This window comes from Ulvibacter sp. 2305UL32-6 (assembly GCF_058148545.1).
Map to the genome: position 1 here is coordinate 215,295 of NZ_JBYVKA010000002.1, position 21,564 is coordinate 236,858.

Consider the following 21,564-nt stretch of genomic DNA (forward strand, 5'->3'; position numbering starts at 1 on the left):
AGCGTTCTTGATAATTATTGTGACAGCCATTTTTTAAACTTGCCTAACTTTTCGATCGCTACAGATATTTGCTCATCTGCTGTATTTGGTTCTAAATGCAACATAATTTTAGACTTTGAAGCGTAGTACATTTTTGAAATTGAATTTCTATTAACGATATATTTTCTATTTATGCGGTAAAAATGGGAAGGATTAAGTAGTTCTTCCAGTTTTTTAAGAGAGTAATCTATAGGAATATTCTTGTTGCTTCTATTCTTTATAAATGTTAGTTTGTCTTCAGCATAAAAATAGGCAACATCTTCTATTTCAACTGTCTGAAGAGTTGTATTCATTTTTACAAGAAATCGTTTTTTATAGACATCAGCAGGGTGATAGAAAATCTGATTGTAGTCTGGAGTTTCTTGATTATAATATTTTCTGAATTTGTCCAAACTGCGCTGTAATAACTGTTTTGGTATGGGTTTCAGTAAATAATCGATGCTATTTTGTTCAAAAGCTTTAATGGCATATTCTGAATATGCGGTGGTAAATATTATTTTAGACTGAATATCGTTTACGAGGTTAAATATTTCAAACGAATTATCGTCAGATAAATTGATGTCCAGAAATATCAAATCGGGTTTATTTTCTGAAAGGTATGCGACAGATTCCTTTACCGAAGACAGAATTTTTTTTATATGAATTCCTTCATCTAACTCTAGAATCATCTTTTGCAGTTTGATGGCTGCAATGTCTTCATCTTCTATTATAATAGCATTAATCATAAACTTGGCTTTATCAACGGTATTCTAACCACATAGGTATTATCTATTATTTCAAAAGTTGGTATTCTATCGTGTATTAGCTCGTATTGCTTCCTTAAATTATTATTCCCAATGCCTAAAGATGTATTTAATTTAGACTCTTTTCTGGGTTGGTAATTATTTTTAACAACCACATCATCATTTTCGGTATAAACTTCAATTACCAATGGGCTTGTTTTCTCTGCGATGTTATGCTTAATTGCATTTTCAACCAGCAACTCCAGTGTCATGGGAGGTAACAAATAAATTAACTGGCTTGATGTAATATTATAAGTAATTTGTATACTCTCCCGAAAACGAATTCTCTGTAATTCCATATAGGATTTAATGAGGTGAATTTCACTATTTAAGGATACAACCAATTCTTCGCTATGATCTAAATTATAGCGGTACACATTGGATAGCTCTTGTAAAAAATGTTCTGCTTTTTCAACATCTATGGTCATTAAGCTATATAAACTATTAAAACTATTGAATAGGAAATGAGGATTTAACTGGTTTTTTAAGGAATGATATTTCGCTATGGTTCTTTCATTTTCAATTTCATTTAACCGCAAGGTAAATTCTTGCTTTTCGGCTTCAGACTCAAAGAAGGCTTCCAACATATATACAAAAAGAACTATGCAAAATACAGCTGTAAAAATAGCCCAAAAGAATACGCCTGTTATAGAAACATCCCTTTCCCCTGGGGACGCGACCTCAGCAATAGTCGCTGCAACATATGAAAAAACAAATGACTTAAAAAGAATAAAACAAAGCCATACCCACCTATAATAATTGTTCTTTTTTAGGCGAGGACTATTCAGAAAAGGCAATTTTACCAAATAAAAACGCAAATAATAAATACTCCATGTAAAAGCCAGTATAATACATATGTAGGGAAAATACTTTATTGGGTCAAGCGGTGTTTCATCTGCAGCATCCTTTAAAAAGTTTACCACTAGCACTAGCGTAGCTATTAAAAGGTAAAAAAAGGATCGTTTTCTATTCATTTGGATACATTTTCTATTCTTCCACGACCACCGAACCTTCTTCTACATCTACCGAGTAGAAATAGCCTACTGCTCTATTACTTGGGGTGGTTAGGTTAATCACATTACTTCGAATGGTTGCTGGGGGAGGATTCCCACCAAAACCTCCTGAACTACCTGTTTGAGTAAAAAGTTCGAAAAGATAGTCAAAATATTTTTCTGAAATACCTAATTGTTGCCCCGTTGCTAATTCTCCTGGCTCAAAAGCTATTTCCCTGTTAAGGGTTACTCCCGAGCGCATTTGCCCATCAAAAAACTCATCGGAAGTTATTAAATTGAATGAATTTCCTCCATCGGGAATGATAAAATACTCCCCATCTTTTACGACTCTGTAATAATAATAATTTTCAATGTCTGCTGGATCCTGAGAGTCGAATTTTATAAAATAACCACCTGTAAAGAAAATAGTTTCTTCTTCAAATTCAGTATAAAAATTGGTGAATTTAGGCGCTTCATTTAACGGGTCTGCTCCTTCATACGTTTCTCCGTTCCATTCAATAGTAATCGTGTATGTTTTATCTAGCGCGGGCATCATTGAATTGGCATAATACCCATCTCCCTGATGACTAAAAACCCACGTCTCTGCTCCATCAGTTATAGATACAGTTGCATCTGTAACTGGCGGATTGGGTTCATTAGATAAAAAATTAATCGTAGTAGTTAGCCTTATTTGTTGTGTTGCCAATGGACTTGTTATATTTCGTTCTAAACCACCATTTATTACCAATTTTGGGGTCGATTCGGCTATGGTAATATCATCAGTAACATCGGTCTCACAGGAAATTGTAAGGATGCTAATACACAAGAATACGATAAGCTTATATTGTTTTGTGATTGTTTTCATATAGTTTGGTATTAAAATTTGAATTCATAGGTAATAGATGGTACAATTCCTAGAAAAGAGAATTTACTTGCTTCGGTTTGTCCTGTTGGTACATCTATATTGTTCATTTCTTCTGTACGTTCTCTAAAAAAGATGGTCGATGCATTTTTTCTATTATATACATTTCCAAGACTAAATATCCAGGTGCCATTCTTTCCTTCTTTAGGATTTAATGTGGCTGAAAGGTCCAAGCGATGAAAAGCGGGCAACCTATCACCATTTCTACCATCATAGTCGGCAACAATCAAACCGTTTTGTTCAAATTTACCTGTAGGATAGGTCACTGGTTTTCCTGAACCATACACAAAGTTTCCTCCAAAATCCCAGCGATTATTAAATTTATAGATTCCTGTAAGACTTAACTCATGAGTCTGATCGTTATTGGAAGGATAATATTCGTTATTATTAATTCCTATCACTTTTCTTTCAGAACGAGCTAAGGTATAACTTAACCAACCCGTCAATTTTCCTACATTTTTATTAAACTGAAGCTCTAACCCATAGGCACGTCCATTTCCTTGCACAACTTGTGTTTCAATATTTTCCTGAAACAGCAAATCTGCACCATCTACAAAATCGGTTATATTTCTTAAATCTTTGTAATACGCTTCTACGCTGAAGTCGTAGTCATTGTTTTTTAATGTTTTAAACAAGCCTACTGCATATTGATCTGACGATTGTGGTTTCAGGTACGGTCCACTAGGCGCCCAGATATCCAAAGGAGTTGCCGAAGTGGTATTTGAAATTAAATGTAGGTATTGATAGTTTCTATTATAACTTGCTTTTAGTGAAGTTGTTTCATTCAACAAATATCTAAGTGAAGCGCGCGGCTCAAAATTATTGAAGCTTTCAATAACATCTCCCGATTCATAACTAGTTTCTCCAATCGTTTCATTTTCATCAAACAAATCTAACGTTGAATTGTACGTAAGGGGAGATCCATTTGTATAGGTTGCGATATTTTCTTTACCAATACGCTGAAAATTAGACCAGCGAAGACCATAATGTAAACTTAATTTATCGGATATTTTAGTTTCGAAATCCAGATACGGTGCAGTTTCAATAGCAAATTTTTCCTGAAACTTTTCTGCTGTAGTAGAAGAATTATTAATTGGTGCAATCTCTCCAGGATTAAAATTATAGTATGTAAAATCTACTCCTGAGGTTAAGGTATTTCCTGGACTTACATACCAACTCAATCTAGGTTTTAAATTGTAGTTAAGAATACTAGATTTCCAGCTAAATTCAGACCCAGACGTAAGTAGTTCTACTTCGTAATCGTAATCGCTATAAATTGCTGAAGTTTGAAAAAACAGTTTATCGCTTAATTGGCTTGTCCATCGTAAGGTAGCAGATGTATTTCCATAAGTATTTCCAAACACGTCTTCTATAGCAAACCTATCTTGACCCAAATAGCCTGAAAGATATAAGCGATTGGTATCGTTAAGGTTGTAATTCATTTTTAAATTCATATCATAGAAATACAGTTTTGTATCTTCTAGGTCTTCGGAAAGTGGTGCGAAAACATCTATATACGAACGTCTTCCTGCTATAAGGTAACTTCCATTTCCTTCTTCATTATCGCCTTTGTTTATAGGTCCTTGTAATAAGGCTCTACTTGATATAAGCCCAATTCCTAATTCGCCTTTAAACTCTTTTAAATTTCCTTCTCTTTGTCTAATATCCAAAACGGAAGACAAGCGCCCCCCGTATAAGGATGGAATTCCTCCTTTATATAGTTTTACATCTTTAATCGCATCTGCATTAAATACTGAAAAAAAACCTAATAAATGCGACGCATTATAAATTGTTGCTTCATCTAAAAGAACTAAATTTTGGTCTGTAGAGCCTCCTCGCACATTAAAACCTGACGATCCTTCATTCACACTTGAAACACCAGGCAATAGCTGAATAGATTTCAAAATATCTACTTCTCCCATTCCCGTGGGTAACTTCTTCATTGTCTCAGCTTTTACGGTAGATACGCTCATTTCGGTAGATTCTAATCCCCTACTCGCTTTGGTCGTGGTAATAACTACTTCGCCTATGGAGGCAATATCTTCTTCTACTTCAAAATCTAATTTTATATTCTTGTCCAATACAATTTCTTTGGTAAAGCTCTTATATCCTAACGAAGAAAAAGCTACAGTATACGTTCCTTTTTTTAGAGTTATAGAGTAAAATCCATACTCATTGGTAACCGTTCCCGTGGTTGGTCCCAAAATTACATTTGCTCCCCATAAACTTTCTCCAGACATGGCATCTTTTAGATATCCACTTAGTGTGAATGTTTCTTGTGCTACGGAAATAGTCATAAACAGCAGTCCGAATACAATACTTACATATAATTTCATTAACTATTCTTTTTTAATTACGCGTCAAAACTATCGTGTTAGCGGGTGCATTGTGTGGAGAATATGATAAGACTTGATTTTTTCCGATAAACCAATAGAAATTGGTAATAATACGTGTTACGCAAAAAGATTTTTAAGTTTCTTTTGTAATGAAAAGGAATACCCACAAAATAAATATGTACTATTTTGTATAGTGGCATATTTATTAGAAAACAATTTTTACTGTATTTAAATATTAAGAATATTCTTTTTAATTATTAGTTTTTAGTTCAGCTACCGATTCAAAAAGCGTAGTAATGATATGTTGTTGATGCGCTAGCGTAACTTCTCTAAAGTGTTGTAACAAATCCTAACTTGTTGTATAATTTTTGGTGGTGGCTTTTACGGTACCATCTATTATATTCCAGGCTTCAAGAAACCGCTTTATCGCCAGGTTGGCCTTGTCTTCTCCTATGGTTTGCTGAAGGGTATACATAGCAAGTGTGCCTTTTACATAATATACATACGCTTCATTCTCCACAAGTGCCAAAAGAAAGTTCTACATGTGCTTCTTTACGTTTTCCATCAGTATACTTTTCTAATTGCATTTCTAAAAATTGCCGTACTTTTTCTTCGGAATACTTTTCTTTAATTACCATAAGCGCCGCATATTGAGATAGTGTTTCTAAAATGAAATGCCTTCCCTGAACATTTGCAGCTTCTACTTGCATCCCAAACCATTGATGCGCGACCTCGTGCGCCGTAATGAAATAAACCATATCTACATCTTTTTCATCATCAATATCCAGTACAAAACCGATAGACTCTGAAAATGGAATCGTAGCTGGAAACGATTGCGCAATGGGGAAAAATTGTCGCTGATGAAAAAGGGGAAATCATTGAATAAATTCATTCCTTAAATCTTCCATATATATTAAATAAGGAAAATCTGCTTGTTATAAGGACATCGTAATTTTCTCTAAAACTATAACAGCAAATTACCGTTAACGTATTACCATCCTCTGGAATGAAGTCTGTTAATATAGAACCCAAAACTCATTTCCTTCAGTTGCATCTCAAAATAATAAACCTTTGTTAAAAAAAGAATGAACGTTCATTTTTATGATATCTTTGTTTGAGAATTAAGATTTATGGCCAAACTTCAAAAAAGTATCGACAAACGGAACGCCCTTATCAAGGCGACCATTGAGCTGGTGAATAACAATGGTTTTCACGCTACTCCTATGAGTAAAATCGCCAAAATGGCGAATGTTTCGCCCGCAACCATATATCTCTATTTTGAAAACAAACAAGATCTTGTAAACAAAACGTATATCGAGGTAAAAACCGCCTATACTTCATATGCTTTTGCTACTTATAACGAAACTATGGCGGTTAAAGAAGGTTTTGAAGTAATATGGAAGCGCATAGCCGATTTTAAGCTGAAAGACCGTGATAACGCCATGTTTCTGGCTCAATGTGATAATACCCCTATGATTGACGATCATAGTCGAGAAGTAGGAATTAAACACCTGCAACCCCTACTCGATCTATGGGCGCGCGGTAAAAAAGAAGGTATTATTAAACCCTTATCAGATTACCTATTATATGCCTACGCGATCAATCCATTATCTTTTTTAATGATGTCTGATAATCGTGGAGCCTTTAAACTCGACAAAACACATATAGAAGAAGCTTTTCAAGCTGCCTGGAGCAGCATTAAAGCGTAATAACAAATTATATAAACTAAAAGAACTATGGAATTACTAGATAAATTAAACTGGAGATATGCTGCCAAAGCGATGAATGGTGAAAAAATTGCTGAAGACAAGGTTGAAAGAATTTTAGAAGCAGCACGACTGGCACCAACGTCAAGCGGATTACAACCTTTTGAGATCATAGTAATTAAAAATCAGGAGGTCAAAGAAAAAATTAAACCAGTGGCTTGGAACCAATCGGTAATCACAGATTGCTCGCACCTTCTGGTTTTTGCCGCTTGGGACACTTATACGGCAGAGCGAATTAATTATATGTTCGATTTGACCAACGAGATCCGCGGATTTAAAAACGAAGGCTGGGAAAATTATCGCCAGATGCTATTGAACTCCTATCCTCAAAAAGATGCGGAAGAAAACTTTAATCACGCGGCAAAACAAGCCTATATCGCATTTTCTCAAGCTATTGCCGCCGCTGCTTTTGAAGGCGTAGATGCAACTCCTATTGAAGGTTTCGACCCAGTTGCAGTTGACGAAATTTTAGGGCTGCGAGAAAAAGGACTACGAAGTGCCGTGCTATTGCCATTAGGTTATAGACAAGTAGATGAAGATTGGTTGGTAAATCTAGTAAAGGTTAGAAAACCAATGGAAGATTTAGTAACTGTAATAGAATAAGAAATTATGAAAACAAAGACCATTGTATTAAAAAATAGACCTGAAGGAAAACCTTCACTTTCAGATTTCGAATTTGTTTCTGAAGAAAAAGATTTGAATATCAATGAGGGTGAAATACTATTAGAAGCTACTTATGTTTCTGTAGATCCGTATTTACGAGGAAGAATGAGCGACGCTAAATCATACGTCCCTCCTTTTGAACTAAACAAACCCATTCAGTCTGGCGTCATAGCAAAAGTGATCGATTCTAAAAATGAAAAATTTGAAGTAGGCGACTTTGTTTCTGGCATGTTAAGTTGGAAAACGAAACAGATCTCTACAGGCGAAGGACTTTTAAAAGTGGATGCTACAAAAGCGCCTTTGAGCGCTTATTTGGGAATCTTAGGAATGACCGGATTAACGGCCTATTCGGGTTTAACCCAAATAGGAAAACCTAAAGCAGGAGAAACTTTAGTTGTTTCCGGCGCTGCTGGTGCCGTTGGAAGTGTGGTTGGACAAATTGGAAAAATTCTCGGACTAACAGTCGTGGGAATTGCAGGAACAGACGAAAAAATTGAAATGCTTAAAAACAAATTCGGTTTTGACGCTGGCATTAACTACAATACGAGTAAAGATATTAGAGCAGACATCGCAAAAGCAGCGCCTAATGGGGTTGACATCTATTTTGATAATGTAGGCGGTCCCATTTCTGATGCTGTTTTATTCAATATTAATAGACTTGCCAGAATTATTGTCTGCGGCGCCATCTCAGTTTACAACAACACAGAAACTCCTAAAAGTATCAGCGTGCAACCATTCCTTGTAAAAAACAGCGCTTTAATGCAAGGCTTTATTGTTTCTAACTATGCAGACAAATTTCCAGAAGCAATGAAGCATTTGTCAACTTGGTTAGCTGAAGACAAACTAACCTATACAGAAACGATCGTAGATGGTTTTGATAACATTCCAAGTGCTTTTATCGATTTATTCGAAGGTAAAAACAAAGGAAAAATGATTGTTAGCATTTAAAAACAAACTAAAAAAAGAAAAAGAAGATGAACAATTTTGAATTTAAAAATCCGACTAAAATTATTTTTGGAAAGGATACCATAGAAAAATTAACTGATGAAATTCCTTCAGATGCCAAAGTATTATTGTTATACGGTGGAGGGAGTATCAAGAAAAACGGAATATACGATCAGGTAAAAACAGCCTTAGCAAACGTATCGGTCATTGAATTTGGCGGTATTCCTGCTAATCCCGAATACGCCGTTTTAATGAAGGCTTTAGAAATCATTAAAACAGAGAACATAACCTATTTATTGGCTGTGGGTGGCGGTTCCGTAATTGATGGTACCAAATTTTTATCGGCTGCAGCTTTATTCACAGGATCTACGCCTTGGGATATTTTAACCGATAATATTAAAACTGAAAAAGGCTTACCCTTTGGTACCGTGCTAACATTACCCGCAACAGGTTCTGAAATGAATTCGGGAGCGGTAATTACAAGAAAGGAAACTGGTGAGAAGCTAGCAATGGGCGGACCAGGTTTGTTTCCTGAGTTTTCAATATTAGATCCACAGGTCATCACTTCTATTCCAGAACGTCAACTAGCCAATGGAATTACAGACGCTTTTACACATGTATTAGAGCAATATATGACCTATCCAATTGGAGCTTTATTACAAGATCGCTTTGCTGAAAGTATTCTGCAAACACTTATTGAGGTTGCACCAAAAGTATTAAGAGACCCTACCGATTATAAAGCAGCATCCAATTTTATGTGGAGTTGTACCATGGCTTTAAACGGACTGATACAAAAAGGAGTTCCAACCGATTGGGCTGTTCACGCTATGGGTCATGAACTTACCGCTTTATTCGGAATTGATCACGCCCGTACCCTAGCCGTTATTGCTCCGAGTCACTACAAATTTAACTTCGAAGCTAAAAAAGAAAAATTAGCCCAATACGCAGAACGAGTTTGGGGTATTACTGAAGGAAGTACAGACGATAAAGCGTACGCGGCGATCGAAAAAACAGAAGCTTTTTTCCATGAGTTAGGAATTGATACAAAGCTATCCGATTACACCAAAGAGTATGAAGGAACTGCCGAAAAAATATCGAAACGGTTTACTGATCGTGGTTGGTTAGGATTAGGTGAACATCAGTCATTGTCACCAGATAAAGTTGAAAAAATTGTAAAAATGGCATATTAATTTAGACATATGAAAATACTACAAACATTAGCCATAGCGCTTACCATTATTACAGCTTCTAGTTGTAAGGAATCAAAAAATGAAACACCTTCAGAAAGCATTTCCGAAGAAAACACAGAAATTAAAAAAGAAAAAGAAATGAAAATATTATTTGTTTTAACGTCACATGATCAATTAGGCGATACAGGAGAAAAAACAGGGTTTTGGGTAGAAGAATTTGCAAATCCGTATTATACATTATTAGATAAAGGAGCGCATATCACTATTGCTACACCCAAAGGAGGACCTGCTCCCATTGATCCAAGAAGTGACTCGCCAGACGCTGCTACCGAAGCAACAAAACGCTTTGATAAAGATGCCGAAGCAAAAGAAAGAATCGCAAATACCAAAGTATTATCAGACATGAATCCAGATGATTTTGATGCGGTATTTTATCCAGGCGGACATGGCCCTTTATGGGATCTAGCCAATGATCCAACTTCAATTGCGTTAATAGAGAAATTTAATATGCAAGAAAAGCCGATTGCCTTTGTATGTCATGCTCCTGCTGCCTTAAAAAGCGTTAAAAATAATGACGGAACCCTTTTAGTACAAGGTAAAAGAGTAACTGGATTTACTAATACTGAAGAAGCTGCTGTACAATTAACAGATATTGTTCCTTTTTTAGTTGAAGATATGTTGCGCGCAAATGGTGGGATCTATTCTAAAAAAGACGACTGGGAAGCCTATGCGATTCAAGACGGAAATTTAATTACAGGACAAAACCCTGCTTCCTCTGAATTGGTTGCTGAAAAATTATACGAAAGTTTGAAGTAGTTTAAATCAAACTATTGAAAAAAGGTTGTCTGTAATGGACAACCTTTTTTGTTTTAAGTAACATTGTAAAACCATAGTTTTAAGAAAAACATTGAAAAAATGGTCTATAGTCTATGCGAACTATTTTATGTGTTACACACTAAAATTCGTAAAGAAATTGGAGACAACAGCTACTATTCTATATGCATTTAATGCAATCATTTAATAATAATTCTACTAAATTCTTAATCAAAACAGAAAAAAAGTACCTTATATTTGGCATGAATTTAATATATTTAAAAAATCCCCGTTTTAAAAAACAACAGATCAAGCATAACTAGCTTATAATGAGTAGTTAAGGTAATTTTCCATGTTTAATCATGATTATTTTATCGTTCATCCCTGAGTTATTTGAGTAAAATCTAAAACAAACAAACCTTAATTTAGTAAATTATAATCCCAAATGATTGAACAAAGCCCCTACTTAATCAAGACATATTCTATTTTCATAAAACATGTTTTATTTGCTGAAACATATTAGTTAATTGATGTTTTATGAAGGACCTCACTAAATCTATTAAACAGAGGTATTTATTATTTATAATTACTATTATAATAATAATTGTTTCGGGTTTAATTATTATCCAAAAAAATGTTAATGCTCAAAAACAGACTGCTTTATTGATTAATAAAGCATCTGAACAATGTATGCTAAGCGAGAGCATTACTGGTTTGGTATTTTCTTTTGATAATAACATAAATCAAACCATAAATCCAGACTCAATAAGCTCCTTAAAAACACTTGTTGAAGAGTTTGAAAACTCACATAATTATCTCTACTCAATAAACAAGAAAAATGGCGATAATAATACCTTAGACTCTTTGCTTAAAATCAGTGAGACATATTTAAAAACAATTGTAACTTCTAGTAAATACATCATAGATAATCCTCATTCAGACTTAATTAGAAAAGATGTAAACATTATCGCAGAAACGGAATCGCCTTATTTCTTGACTATGCAGGCTGCAGTCCTAGAATATCAAAAAGCTGCCGAAAAAAATATTGACGCTTTAAGAAGTACCGCCTACTTACTTGCCATAATAGCTGCAATCATATTAATAGGTCAATTTTTATTTATTCTAGTACCAGCATTAAAGCAGCTCTTTAAAAAAAGTAATGCCCTCTTATTGTCTAATAATGAATTAGCTATTTCCGAAAGCAAATTAACGTCGAGCATGTTAGAGCTTAAAAAGCTCAAAACCGATTTAGAAACCAAAGAAGCTCACAACAGAATTTTTATTGAGCAAGCACCTACAGCGATTGCAATGCTTGATAATAATATGTGCTATATAGCTGTTTCGCAGCGATGGATAACTGACTATAAAATGGAAGGACAAGAAATTATTGGTCGTTCTCACTATGATCTCTTTCCTGAAATAGGCGATGACTGGAAAGAAAATCATCAAAAATGCCTGAAAGGAGCAATAGATGTCTGTGACGAAGCCCCTTTTGAACGTGATGATGGATCGGTTCAATGGATCTACTGGGATGTACGGCCCTGGTATATCTCAGAAGACAATATTGGCGGACTTTTAATGCACACTGGTGACATAACACATATCAAAGAAAAAGAGGAAGAAAAGAAACGCATTGAAGAAATTTTATATAAAACAAATGAAGTAGCACGAATAGGCACTTGGGAGCTTGATCTAGTAAAAAATAAAGTTTTTTGGAGCAAAATAGTTTGCGATATACATGAAGTACCCGAAGGATATTTGCCCAATTTAGAAACTGGCATTAATTTTTATAAGGAAGGAAAAAGTAGAGAGACGATCAAAAAAGCTGTTCAAGAAGCCATAGATCACGGTACCGCTTATGATGTGGAAGTAGAGCTTATTACTGCAAAAGGTGCCGAAATTTGGACCCGCGCTATTGGACAAGCCGAAATGGAAGAAGGAAAATGTACGCGACTTTTTGGAGTGTTTCAAGATATTGATAAGATGAAACGTTCTCAATTGGCTTTAGATAAAGCACATTCAGAATTACAAGCAATCTTTAATTCTGGGCCAATCGCATTAGTTTCGACCGATAATAATGGTATAATCAATCATTTTAATTATGGTGCAGAACTTTTATTAGGTTATTCCGCTGCGGAAATGATCGGACTAAAAGCTCCTGAGTGTTATCATATTGAAGAAGAACTAGACAAATTCAGAATTGACATCGCAGCCATGTATGATGCAGATCCGAAGGGGTTTGATCCTTATTCGGCATTATCAAAAAACAATCAACATGATACTCGTGAGTGGACGTATCGACGAAAAGATGGTTCTACCTTTCCTGTACAGTTAACTTTAACTGCCATTAAAAATGAAGTAGGTGAGAAAATAGGCTTTTTAGGAGTTTCTTTTGATATCACAGAAAGGAAAAAGACTAAAGATGAGCTATTAAAGAAAAATCAACTATTAAATTTTGCCGAGGAGATTTCTATGATGGGGAATTGGCAATGGGATTTAACTACCAATAAACTAAAATGGTCTACCAATCTTTATAAAATTTTTGATGTCAAAGAAAATACAGATTTAACTATTGACACCTACTTTGATTTCGTACACCCAGAAGATAAAGTTAGAATAAATAAGAATGTACAAGAGTCTATTAATGGCAAATTGTTAAACGATATAATCCATCGTATCAAGCTAAAAGACGGTACTATAAAAACGATACGTCTATTAGCAGTAGTTAGTCCCGATAGCGACGGGAAGATTTCTGAGATTGTTGGTACCTGCCAAGATATTACCCAACAACAAATGGCAGAAAATAAATTTAGAGGTCTTTTAGAATCGGCCCCTGATGCCATGGTAATTGTGAATGAAAGAAGAGAGATTCAACTTATAAACAAACAAGCAGAAAAATTATTTGGATATTCCGCAGAAGAATTAGTCGGAGAGCAAGTAGACATTCTCATTCCAGAGCGATTCAACAATACCGACCTCAAAATTAAAGTAATAAATGACGCAAAGGAATCTGTTGGATTGAATAAAAACGGAAAAGAAATTCCAGTACAAATTAGTTTTAGCCCATTACAAACCGAAGAAGGTTTATTAGTATCTGCGGCAATACGTGATATTACAACACAAAAATTAGCTGAGACCGAATTACTACGGAAAAATCAGCTATTAAATTTTGCCGAAGAGATTACGCTAATGGGAAATTGGCAATGGAATATTGTTGCTGATGAAGTTCGATGGTCTCATAATCTATACAATATCTTCAATCTAGATAAGGAGATAGATGATTTAAGTTTCGATACATATTTTAGTTTTGTTCATCCCGATGACAAAGACCTTGTTACCGAACATTTTACTAATGCCACTGAGGGCAAGGGATTTGAAAACTTTGCACATCGCATTATAACTAATGGCAAAACTAAAACTATTCAGCTTTTAGGGGAGGTCTTTACCAATGATAAAGGAGAAGTAATAGAAATGATTGGTACTTGCCAAGATGTAACGGAGCAAAAAATGGCGGAAAATAAATTTAGAGGGCTGCTAGAATCTGCTCCAGATGCCATGGTAATTGTAAATGATAAAGGAAAAATTCAATTAATAAATAAGCAAGCCGAAAAACTATTTGGTTATACCGCGGTGGAATTGTTAGAAAAATCTGTTGAAACTCTTATTCCAAAACGCTATACTGGTAATCATAAAGGACATCGGTCAGGCTTTTTTGCCAATCCTAAGGTTAGGGCTATGGGTGTTGGACAAGAAAAAGAATTATTCGGTATAAATAAAGACGGAAAAGAAATTCCAATCCAAATAAGCCTAAGTCCACTTCGAACAGAAGAAGGCTTATTGGTTTCGGCAGCAATACGAGATATTACAGATCAAAAAATCGCGCAAAATAAAATTATCCAAGCAAAGGAAAAATTAGAAGTTTTAACACACCATCTTTCTGGACAAAATGAGCAATTGGCTAATTTTGCTCATATTACTTCTCACAACTTACGTTCCCCCGTAAGTAATTTAAATGCCCTTCTTCATTTGTATAAACTTTCAGAAAGCGAAGAGGAACGAAAACTACTATTTGATAAATTCGAGGTGGTTATTGGTCACTTAACCTCTACTTTAAATACTTTAATTGAAGCCTTAAAAACTAAAAAAGAAGGAGCAAAATCGCTTGAATTAATGGATTTTGAAGAAGTTTTAAGTAAAACAAAAGAAATCATTACAGGTCAAATCATTAAAACAAATGCAATAATAACGAGTGATTTCTCAAAAATTCCTAAAATTGAATATCATAAAACCTATTTAGAAAGTATTTTTCTTAACTTAGTAACGAATGCTTTAAAATATCGATCCCCTAATCGAAATCCAGAATTACATATTAAAACAGAATATGTAGGTGATAGAATTAAGCTTACATTTCAAGACAATGGATTAGGTATCGACCTAAAAAAGAATGGTCATAAATTATTTGGCTTGTACAAAACGTTTCATAGACATCCCGAAGCCAAAGGTGTGGGATTGTATTTAACCAAGATTCAAATAGAAACCATGGGAGGAACTATCACTGCGATTAGTGAAGAAGATAAGGGTTCTACTTTTATAATAATTTTTTAATTTGAAATTCATGAAAAATCAATATAACATCTGTGTGATTGACGATGATAGTATTTATCAATACACTATTTCAAAAACAATTAAGGCACATGACTTAGCCAAAGAAATCATGGTTTTTTCTGACGGAGAAGAAGCTTTAGATTTTCTTATTAGAAACCTTGATCATAGCGAAAACCTCCCTGATATCATATTATTGGATATTAATATGCCAATAATGGATGGTTTTCAATTTATGGAAGAGTACATAAAAATCAAACCTAGAGTTGGAAAGAAGATCCTTATTTATATGGTATCGTCATCAGTAGATGGTAAAGATATAGATAGAGCCAAAAGAATTTCTGAAATATCAGATTATATTATTAAACCTATTAAACCAGGAGAGTTGATCTCGATAGTTAGCTCATTTCAGGACAATAAAAATTAGATCGACTGCTTTCCAAGATTATTCTAATTTTGTAATTCTAACCTTTCGCTTTTTAAGGCGTGAGTTATTGGTTCTCGCAATAACACTCTCCACCCTATCGCGAGGTACTGCTACAAAAGCACAGTCTTGCTTAAGTTCAATTACCCCTACTTCATCACCAGCCAAATTCCCTTGTTTAATAAGTAGCCCCGCAATATCTCCTTTTGATATCTTATCTTTTCGACCACCTGAAATATACAGCGTCGCCCATTCAGGTTGAATTTTTGTCGATTTCTTCTGAAATTTTAAAATTTCCGAAGTAGTAATAAAATCAGGTGTTCTTTCTTTCTCCCATTGCAACACATATGCTGTTCCCGCTGCATTCATTCGAGCGGTTCTACCGTTGCGATGTGTGAATTCTTCAGCTTTAAAGGGCAATTGATAGTGTATAATAAAATTTAATTCCGGAATATCGAGTCCGCGTGCCGCTAAATCTGTAGCAATAATAATTTGGTGTGTTCCGTTTCTAAATTTGATGAGGGCGCGTTCTCGATCGATCTGCTCTAAACCACCGTAAAATAAGCCATGTGGAATATTATTTTCTTCTAGAAAAGAGCTCACAAACTGAATTGTATCTTTATAATTACAAAAGATGATCCCTGGTTGATTTCCAATATGATGAATAAGATCCACCAAGGTTTGCAACTTGTCTTTTTCTGGCGAAACCACCTTCTTAATAGCCAAATTAGAGGTTTTGGTTCCTAAGTGATCTATAATCAAAGGGTTTTGAACCTGAGCAAAACTAGGAATTTCTATTCCTTGTGTAGCCGACGTTAAGACTCTTTTCTCAATATTTGGGAGATAGGATATAATTTCGCGCATTTCGCCTTCAAAACCGATCTCTAAAGATTTATCAAACTCATCTAGCACAAGTGTCGTAATATCTTCTACGGAAAAAGTTTCGCGCCTTAAATGTTCAGCAATACGACCGGGTGTTCCAATAAGAATAGCCGGTGTATGTACTAAGTCAACTTTGTCTTTTGAAAAAGGTCTTCCGCCATATACCGCATTAGCCTTAAAACCAGTACCCATTTCTCTAATAACTTGCTCTATCTGTATGGCTAGTTCACGTGAAGGAACTAAAATAAGTAGCTGTACATTGTCGCAATTAACATCCAAAGCCTTGAGGGTAGGCAATAAAAAAGCAACGGTTTTACCCGTTCCTGTAGGTGATAACAAAACGGTGTTTTCGGTAGAAGAGATTGCCAGAAGTGCTTCTTCCTGCATCGGATTCAAGGTCTCGATCCCTAATTTTGCTAAAATATCTTTTTGTGATTTTAATGTATTTGCCATCCTGATTCTACTTCTTTTTAGGCTTCTTCTTTTTTGTCGTTGCTACCTTCTCAGATATGATACTTTGGTCTAAGTGATCTGCTAAGATCTTTTCGATCAATTCATCCTTAGTGAGGTGATGAAAGATAGTTTTGACATTTGTTTTGCATTCTTCGGAAATAGCTCTATTTGGCTTCGTTTTAAAAATTTTTCGCGCCCATAAGATTGCGTTATTCTCTTCTATCGCTACCGCATTTGCTTTGGGCATTTCAGAAAAAGTAATTCCCAATTCATTTTCTAGATCCGGAAGATCAGCTACTTCATCCTCTTGGATCACACTCAAGGAAAGTCCTTTTGCTCCTGCTCGCGCCGTCCGCCCACTTCTGTGCACGTAAGCATCGTAAGTATCAGGCAAATGGTACTGCACTACATATTCTATCTCTTTTACATCAATACCTCGAGCGGCAAGATCAGTTGCGACTAAGATATTGATATTTCCTTCGCGAAACTGTCCCATCACGCGGTCTCGAATGCCCTGGGTTAAGCTACCGTGTAAGGCTCCTGAAGAGAACTTATTTATAGCGAGATTCTTTGCGAGTTTATTGACCGCAGCTTTTGTTTTACAAAAAATAATTCCACGTTGTCCAGCTTTGGTGTTTAAAAAATGCATTAACACCTCTAATTTTTCAATAGGTTCTACTACAACGTATTGGTGATCAATTCCTTGATGCCCAATGGTAGCCATATCTGCTTCGATATGCACAACATGCTTTGATAAATAATTCTGAACAAGCTGCTTGATCGTACCAGGCATGGTAGCTGTAAAAAGAAAGGTTCTTCTAGTTTTAGGAAGTTCTTTAACGATAATATCTAATCCTTCCTTTAAAATGGAAATCATTTCATCTGCTTCATCAAGAACCAAATATTTCGTTTTTGTAATATCTATGGCTTTGCGTTGCAAAAGATCAATAAGTCGTCCTGGCGTGGCAACAATGATATGCGTATCCTCTTTTAACCGCTCAATTTGAGGTTTTATAGGAATTCCACCGCAAATAGAAGCAATCGAGATTTCAGGTTTATGTACTGCGAAATCACTTAAATTTTTAAAAATTTGTTGTCCGAGTTCCCTCGTTGGAGCTAAAACAACCACCTGAATATCCGTGTTTTCTGAATCAACCAATTGCAATAATGGAAGTCCGAAAGCCGCAGTTTTACCTGTACCTGTCTTTGCCAATGCCACTACATCCTCTTTTTGGTTTAAAACCACAGGGATCACTTTCTCCTGAATGGATGTAGGCGTTGTGATATTTGCTGCTTTTAATGCTTTTATCAAAAAAGCTGCTATGTCAAGATCCTTAAAAGTAGTATTCATAGTACATTAATTTAGTATTGCTCCATAATATGCAAAAGTAAGGCTTCTGTTAAGCTTCCTGAAGAGTCCGTTTGGTCTTTCGGTACGTATACTTAGGATAAATGGTGCGCTTTGCAAAACGATTGAGGTTGCCGGCATTAACCATTTTGATATAAACAGGCTTAGTCACGCCGAAATATTCATAGGTGCTTCCGTCGGTAAAAGTGATCTCAAGTAATAATCCTTTGTGCTGGTAATCTGCAATAGCAGCATTTGCAATGGTTTCTTTGTAGTGTGGAAGGTTTTTTTCTTTGGTTTCGGGGGCCATACTCACCAAAAAATGATAGCCGTCAATTATTTTTCGGCTTTGTATTTCTGCTTCTTCCTGAAGCGAGTCCCCTTCTTGGAATTTATCTGGATGCCACTCTTTGACCAAGTCGCGGTAGCTTTTTTTAAGTAGTTTAAGATCAATTTCTTTCTCTACTCCAAATAGTTTTTTATACTCGTGTATTCGCTTCATAATCAGGACTTTTATTTTGGCGCGAAACTACCTCTTTTTAATGGATATCTTCTGAAAATTAGGCAATAAAAAAGTCCGTCAATAATGACGGACTCTCCTTAAAAAATATAGGTGTATATGTTTAGCTTAACTTTACGTTAACCGCGTTTAATCCTTTATTTCCTTCTTGTAGGTCAAATGTAACCTCATCGCCTTCTCTGATCTCATCGATCAATCCAGAAATGTGTACGAAGTGATCTTTTTCAACTCCTTCTTCAGTGATGAATCCAAAACCTTTAGTGTCGTTGAAAAATTTTACTGTTCCTTTACTCATTTTACTATAATTTAATTTATTAATACTTATTACTAGGCAAAGATGGTGCCATTAATTTACATTATAAGCTTTTATCTTCTTTATTATTCTTTTATTTACTAATTCCCGTTCGCTTAGTGGGCTACAAGGCTATCGTGCTCTGTTTTTTTGAACTACCTTTATAGTCAAATTTCCCTAATTTACTGACAATTGCAACAACCAAAAAAAGAAAAAGAGTCAAAAAACCCTATTAAAAAGTGGTTTCAGTCCTTTGTTTCCTTAAAATATCTTCCTCGATTTTTTAGATTAGTTTATAAAAGTAGCCCTAAACTCTTTATTGCCAATTTAATTTTAAGGTTGTTGAGCTCTATTTTTCCCGTGCTACTATTATGGGTAGGGAAAGAGATCATTGATGAGATCATCGCGCTGACTAAAGTTCCGGTAAATGATTATACATTATTATTTCAACTTATTGGTCTCGAAATTGGTTTGGTCATTTTAAATGATATCTCCGGAAGGCTCATCTCACTAACTGACACATTAATAGGAACACGCTACGGAAATACCTCCTCTATTGATCTCATACAAAAAACTGCCCGGGTTGAGATCTCAGATCTGGAGGACTCCGAATTTTACGATAAACTAGAACGTGCGCGTAGACAAACAACCAACCGAGTAACACTACTATCAACTGTGCTTTCGCAGGTGCAAGACCTCATCACCATCGTAACCTTAGTTTCAGCATTGCTTTACTTCTACCCTATTTTGATTATTCTGGTGGTCCTCTCGGTGATCCCTTCGTTTATCAATGAGATGAAATTCAGTAAAGAAAATTATAAGCTGCAAAGTAGAATGACCCCCGAACGACGTGAATTAGATTATATGCGCTTGCTTGGAGCGAGTGATGTCACCGCTAAGGAAATCAAACTATTTGGTTTAGCCGATTTTATAAGTGATAGTTTTTCTCGGATAGCCGACAAGTTTTATGATGAAAATAAAAAGCTGGCAGTAAAACGAACCTATTTGGGAGCCATATTTCACATCATAAGTGATCTAGCATACTATGGCGCCTATGTATTTATTGCAATAAAAGCCGCTGTTGTAATCATTACAATTGGAGAACTTACTTTTCTAGCGGGGTCTTTCAATAGGCTGCGAAAGCAAATTGAAGCCATATTTTCACGCTTTACACAGATTAATGAAAACGCGCTGTACCTTAAAGATTACTTCGAGTTTATCGATATGGAATTCCATCATACGAGTGATTTTGAAATATATCCACTTCCGAAGGATATTAAAGAAGGTTTTGAATTTGTAAACGTTTCATTTCACTACCCGAAAAGTACGCAAGCCGTTTTTAGTAATATTTCATTCAAACTCAAGAAAGGAGAAAAATTAGCACTCGTAGGTAAAAATGGTTCAGGAAAAACAACTCTAATAAAAATTCTACTTCGGTTCTATGAGCCTTCCGAAGGTAAAATTCTGCTCGATGGTGTTGATATTCGGCATTATGATAAAGCACAATACCAACAGATGTTTGGAGCGATCTTCCAGGATTTTGTTCGCTACTATCTTACAGCCAAAATAAATATAGCTGTTGGTAATATAGAGGACAAACAAAACCTAGAAAAGATAAAGGATGCAGCCTCACTGAGTTTGGCAGATAGTGTTATTGATACCCTTGAAAAAGGCTATGAGCAAGAACTCGGAAAACGTTTTAGATCTGGAACCGAATTATCGGGCGGTCAATGGCAAAAAATTGCGCTTGCCAGAGCTTATATGTCGAAAGCGCCCGTGATCATACTCGACGAACCTACTTCAGCCCTAGATGCCGAAGCTGAATACGATGTTTTTCAACGTTTTATGGGCCTTACGGAAGGAAAAACAAGCATTATTATCTCTCACCGGTTTTCGACGGTGCGTATGGCCGACAGGATATTGGTATTGGAAAAAGGAAAGATCTTAGAACGCGGTAGTCATGAAGAGTTGATGGAAAACAAACAATTGTACTATAAACTGTTCGATTTACAAGCCGAGGGCTACCGGCAATAACAATTCGCAGTGTTTCTCATTATTGAAACCGTTAATGATAATCAATTTGTAAGATTTCAATTTTTCGAATCTCATCGCCTAGTTTGAAATCAATAAAGTCGCCTACCTTACCCCCTGTGATCGAGCGAGCAATAGGTGCTACAAAAGCAATTTTCTTTTGCGCAACATCAGCCTCATCGACGCCCACAATCTGGAATGTTTGTAACAGATTATTCATCTTTAACTGTACTGTAGCACCAAACCTAATTTCATTTGACGCCTGACTTTTAAGCTCTAAGATACGCGCTGAGGCAATACGCTCTTGTAGTAAATTTAACTTTCCATTCAATAACGCTAGATCCCTGCGACGCTGTTGCTCTTCAGTTACAGATAGGTTGGCCATCGCCAATTCGAGGCTCTTTCGCTCGTTTAGCAATTGTTCCATTCCTACAGGTGTGACATAATTAGTTACACCGTCAGGCAAAGCCGCCCTTGGTGGAATTATGGGTGCTTCTTCTTGATCATCTTCTTTTACAAATCCCCTACTCATTTTTAAAATTTTCTAATAATTATGTATTCTGA

19 protein-coding genes are annotated in these 21,564 nt (G+C 35.5%); 8 read left to right on the plus strand and 11 right to left on the minus strand.

The window, feature by feature from the left end; translation table 11 throughout:
* Positions 1-14: 14 nt before the first annotated feature.
* From ACY2RU_RS06745 to ACY2RU_RS06770, 6 genes are all read right to left on the minus strand, one after another.
* Positions 15-764 (minus strand): LytR/AlgR family response regulator transcription factor, encoded by a 750-nt coding sequence (locus ACY2RU_RS06745; RefSeq protein ID WP_490137670.1) that lies wholly within the window; start codon positions 762-764, stop codon positions 15-17.
* Positions 761-1,795: a sensor histidine kinase gene (locus ACY2RU_RS06750; protein ID WP_490137671.1), complete on the minus strand. Its 1,035-nt coding sequence runs from the start codon at positions 1,793-1,795 to the stop codon at positions 761-763. Before ACY2RU_RS06750 ends, ACY2RU_RS06745 begins: the two co-directional genes overlap by 4 nt.
* A 13-nt stretch (positions 1,796-1,808) precedes the next feature.
* Positions 1,809-2,678: a DUF4249 domain-containing protein gene (locus ACY2RU_RS06755; protein ID WP_490137672.1), complete on the minus strand. Its 870-nt coding sequence runs from the start codon at positions 2,676-2,678 to the stop codon at positions 1,809-1,811.
* Between the two features lie 11 nt (positions 2,679-2,689).
* Complete coding sequence (locus ACY2RU_RS06760; protein ID WP_490137673.1) at positions 2,690-5,071, minus strand: TonB-dependent receptor; 2,382 nt, start codon at positions 5,069-5,071, stop codon at positions 2,690-2,692.
* Between the two features lie 349 nt (positions 5,072-5,420).
* Positions 5,421-5,600 carry a hypothetical protein gene (locus ACY2RU_RS06765; RefSeq protein WP_490137674.1) on the minus strand — a complete coding sequence of 60 codons (180 nt, stop codon included), beginning with the start codon at positions 5,598-5,600 and terminating at the stop codon, positions 5,421-5,423.
* Complete coding sequence (locus ACY2RU_RS06770; RefSeq protein ID WP_490137675.1) at positions 5,581-5,829, minus strand: hypothetical protein; 249 nt, start codon at positions 5,827-5,829, stop codon at positions 5,581-5,583. Before ACY2RU_RS06770 ends, ACY2RU_RS06765 begins: the two co-directional genes overlap by 20 nt.
* A gap of 372 nt (positions 5,830-6,201) precedes the next feature.
* Between ACY2RU_RS06770 and ACY2RU_RS06775 the strand changes: the two genes are divergently transcribed.
* From ACY2RU_RS06775 to ACY2RU_RS06805, 7 genes are all read left to right on the plus strand, one after another.
* The gene (locus ACY2RU_RS06775; RefSeq protein WP_490137676.1) at positions 6,202-6,780 is read left to right on the plus strand and encodes a TetR/AcrR family transcriptional regulator; all 579 of its coding nucleotides are present in this window, start codon (positions 6,202-6,204) and stop codon (positions 6,778-6,780) included.
* Positions 6,781-6,807: 27 nt separating this feature from the next.
* Positions 6,808-7,440: a nitroreductase family protein gene (locus ACY2RU_RS06780; protein ID WP_490137677.1), complete on the plus strand. Its 633-nt coding sequence runs from the start codon at positions 6,808-6,810 to the stop codon at positions 7,438-7,440.
* Between the two features lie 6 nt (positions 7,441-7,446).
* Positions 7,447-8,448 (plus strand): NADP-dependent oxidoreductase, encoded by a 1,002-nt coding sequence (locus ACY2RU_RS06785; RefSeq protein ID WP_490137678.1) that lies wholly within the window; start codon positions 7,447-7,449, stop codon positions 8,446-8,448.
* A 26-nt stretch (positions 8,449-8,474) separates the two neighbouring features.
* Positions 8,475-9,635 carry an iron-containing alcohol dehydrogenase gene (locus tag ACY2RU_RS06790; protein WP_490137679.1) on the plus strand — a complete coding sequence of 387 codons (1,161 nt, stop codon included), beginning with the start codon at positions 8,475-8,477 and terminating at the stop codon, positions 9,633-9,635.
* Between the two features lie 9 nt (positions 9,636-9,644).
* Positions 9,645-10,451, plus strand: a complete 807-nt coding sequence (locus tag ACY2RU_RS06795; protein ID WP_490137680.1) for a type 1 glutamine amidotransferase domain-containing protein — start codon at positions 9,645-9,647, stop codon at positions 10,449-10,451.
* Positions 10,452-11,111: 660 nt separating this feature from the next.
* Positions 11,112-15,053 (plus strand): PAS domain-containing sensor histidine kinase, encoded by a 3,942-nt coding sequence (locus ACY2RU_RS06800; RefSeq protein ID WP_490137681.1) that lies wholly within the window; start codon positions 11,112-11,114, stop codon positions 15,051-15,053.
* 10 nt (positions 15,054-15,063) lie between these two features.
* On the plus strand, positions 15,064-15,477 hold the full coding sequence (locus tag ACY2RU_RS06805) for a response regulator (protein WP_490137682.1): 414 nt from the start codon (positions 15,064-15,066) through the stop codon (positions 15,475-15,477).
* An 18-nt stretch (positions 15,478-15,495) separates the two neighbouring features.
* Here the strand turns inward: ACY2RU_RS06805 and ACY2RU_RS06810 are convergent, their stop codons facing one another.
* The 4 genes from ACY2RU_RS06810 to ACY2RU_RS06825 form a co-directional block, all read right to left on the minus strand.
* Positions 15,496-16,809 carry a DEAD/DEAH box helicase gene (locus tag ACY2RU_RS06810; protein WP_490137683.1) on the minus strand — a complete coding sequence of 438 codons (1,314 nt, stop codon included), beginning with the start codon at positions 16,807-16,809 and terminating at the stop codon, positions 15,496-15,498.
* Positions 16,810-16,816: 7 nt separating this feature from the next.
* The gene (locus ACY2RU_RS06815; protein ID WP_490137684.1) at positions 16,817-18,160 is read right to left on the minus strand and encodes a DEAD/DEAH box helicase; all 1,344 of its coding nucleotides are present in this window, start codon (positions 18,158-18,160) and stop codon (positions 16,817-16,819) included.
* Positions 18,161-18,209: 49 nt separating this feature from the next.
* A complete protein-coding gene (locus ACY2RU_RS06820) occupies positions 18,210-18,659 on the minus strand; it encodes a KTSC domain-containing protein (RefSeq protein ID WP_490137685.1) in 450 nt (149 codons plus the stop codon).
* Between the two features lie 121 nt (positions 18,660-18,780).
* Positions 18,781-18,972 (minus strand): cold-shock protein, encoded by a 192-nt coding sequence (locus ACY2RU_RS06825; RefSeq protein WP_490137686.1) that lies wholly within the window; start codon positions 18,970-18,972, stop codon positions 18,781-18,783.
* Positions 18,973-19,161: 189 nt separating this feature from the next.
* Between ACY2RU_RS06825 and ACY2RU_RS06830 the strand changes: the two genes are divergently transcribed.
* The gene (locus tag ACY2RU_RS06830) at positions 19,162-21,003 is read left to right on the plus strand and encodes an ABC transporter ATP-binding protein (protein ID WP_490137687.1); all 1,842 of its coding nucleotides are present in this window, start codon (positions 19,162-19,164) and stop codon (positions 21,001-21,003) included.
* Positions 21,004-21,034: 31 nt separating this feature from the next.
* Here the strand turns inward: ACY2RU_RS06830 and ACY2RU_RS06835 are convergent, their stop codons facing one another.
* On the minus strand, positions 21,035-21,532 hold the full coding sequence (locus ACY2RU_RS06835; protein ID WP_490137688.1) for a GreA/GreB family elongation factor: 498 nt from the start codon (positions 21,530-21,532) through the stop codon (positions 21,035-21,037).
* Positions 21,533-21,564 lie beyond the last annotated feature (32 nt).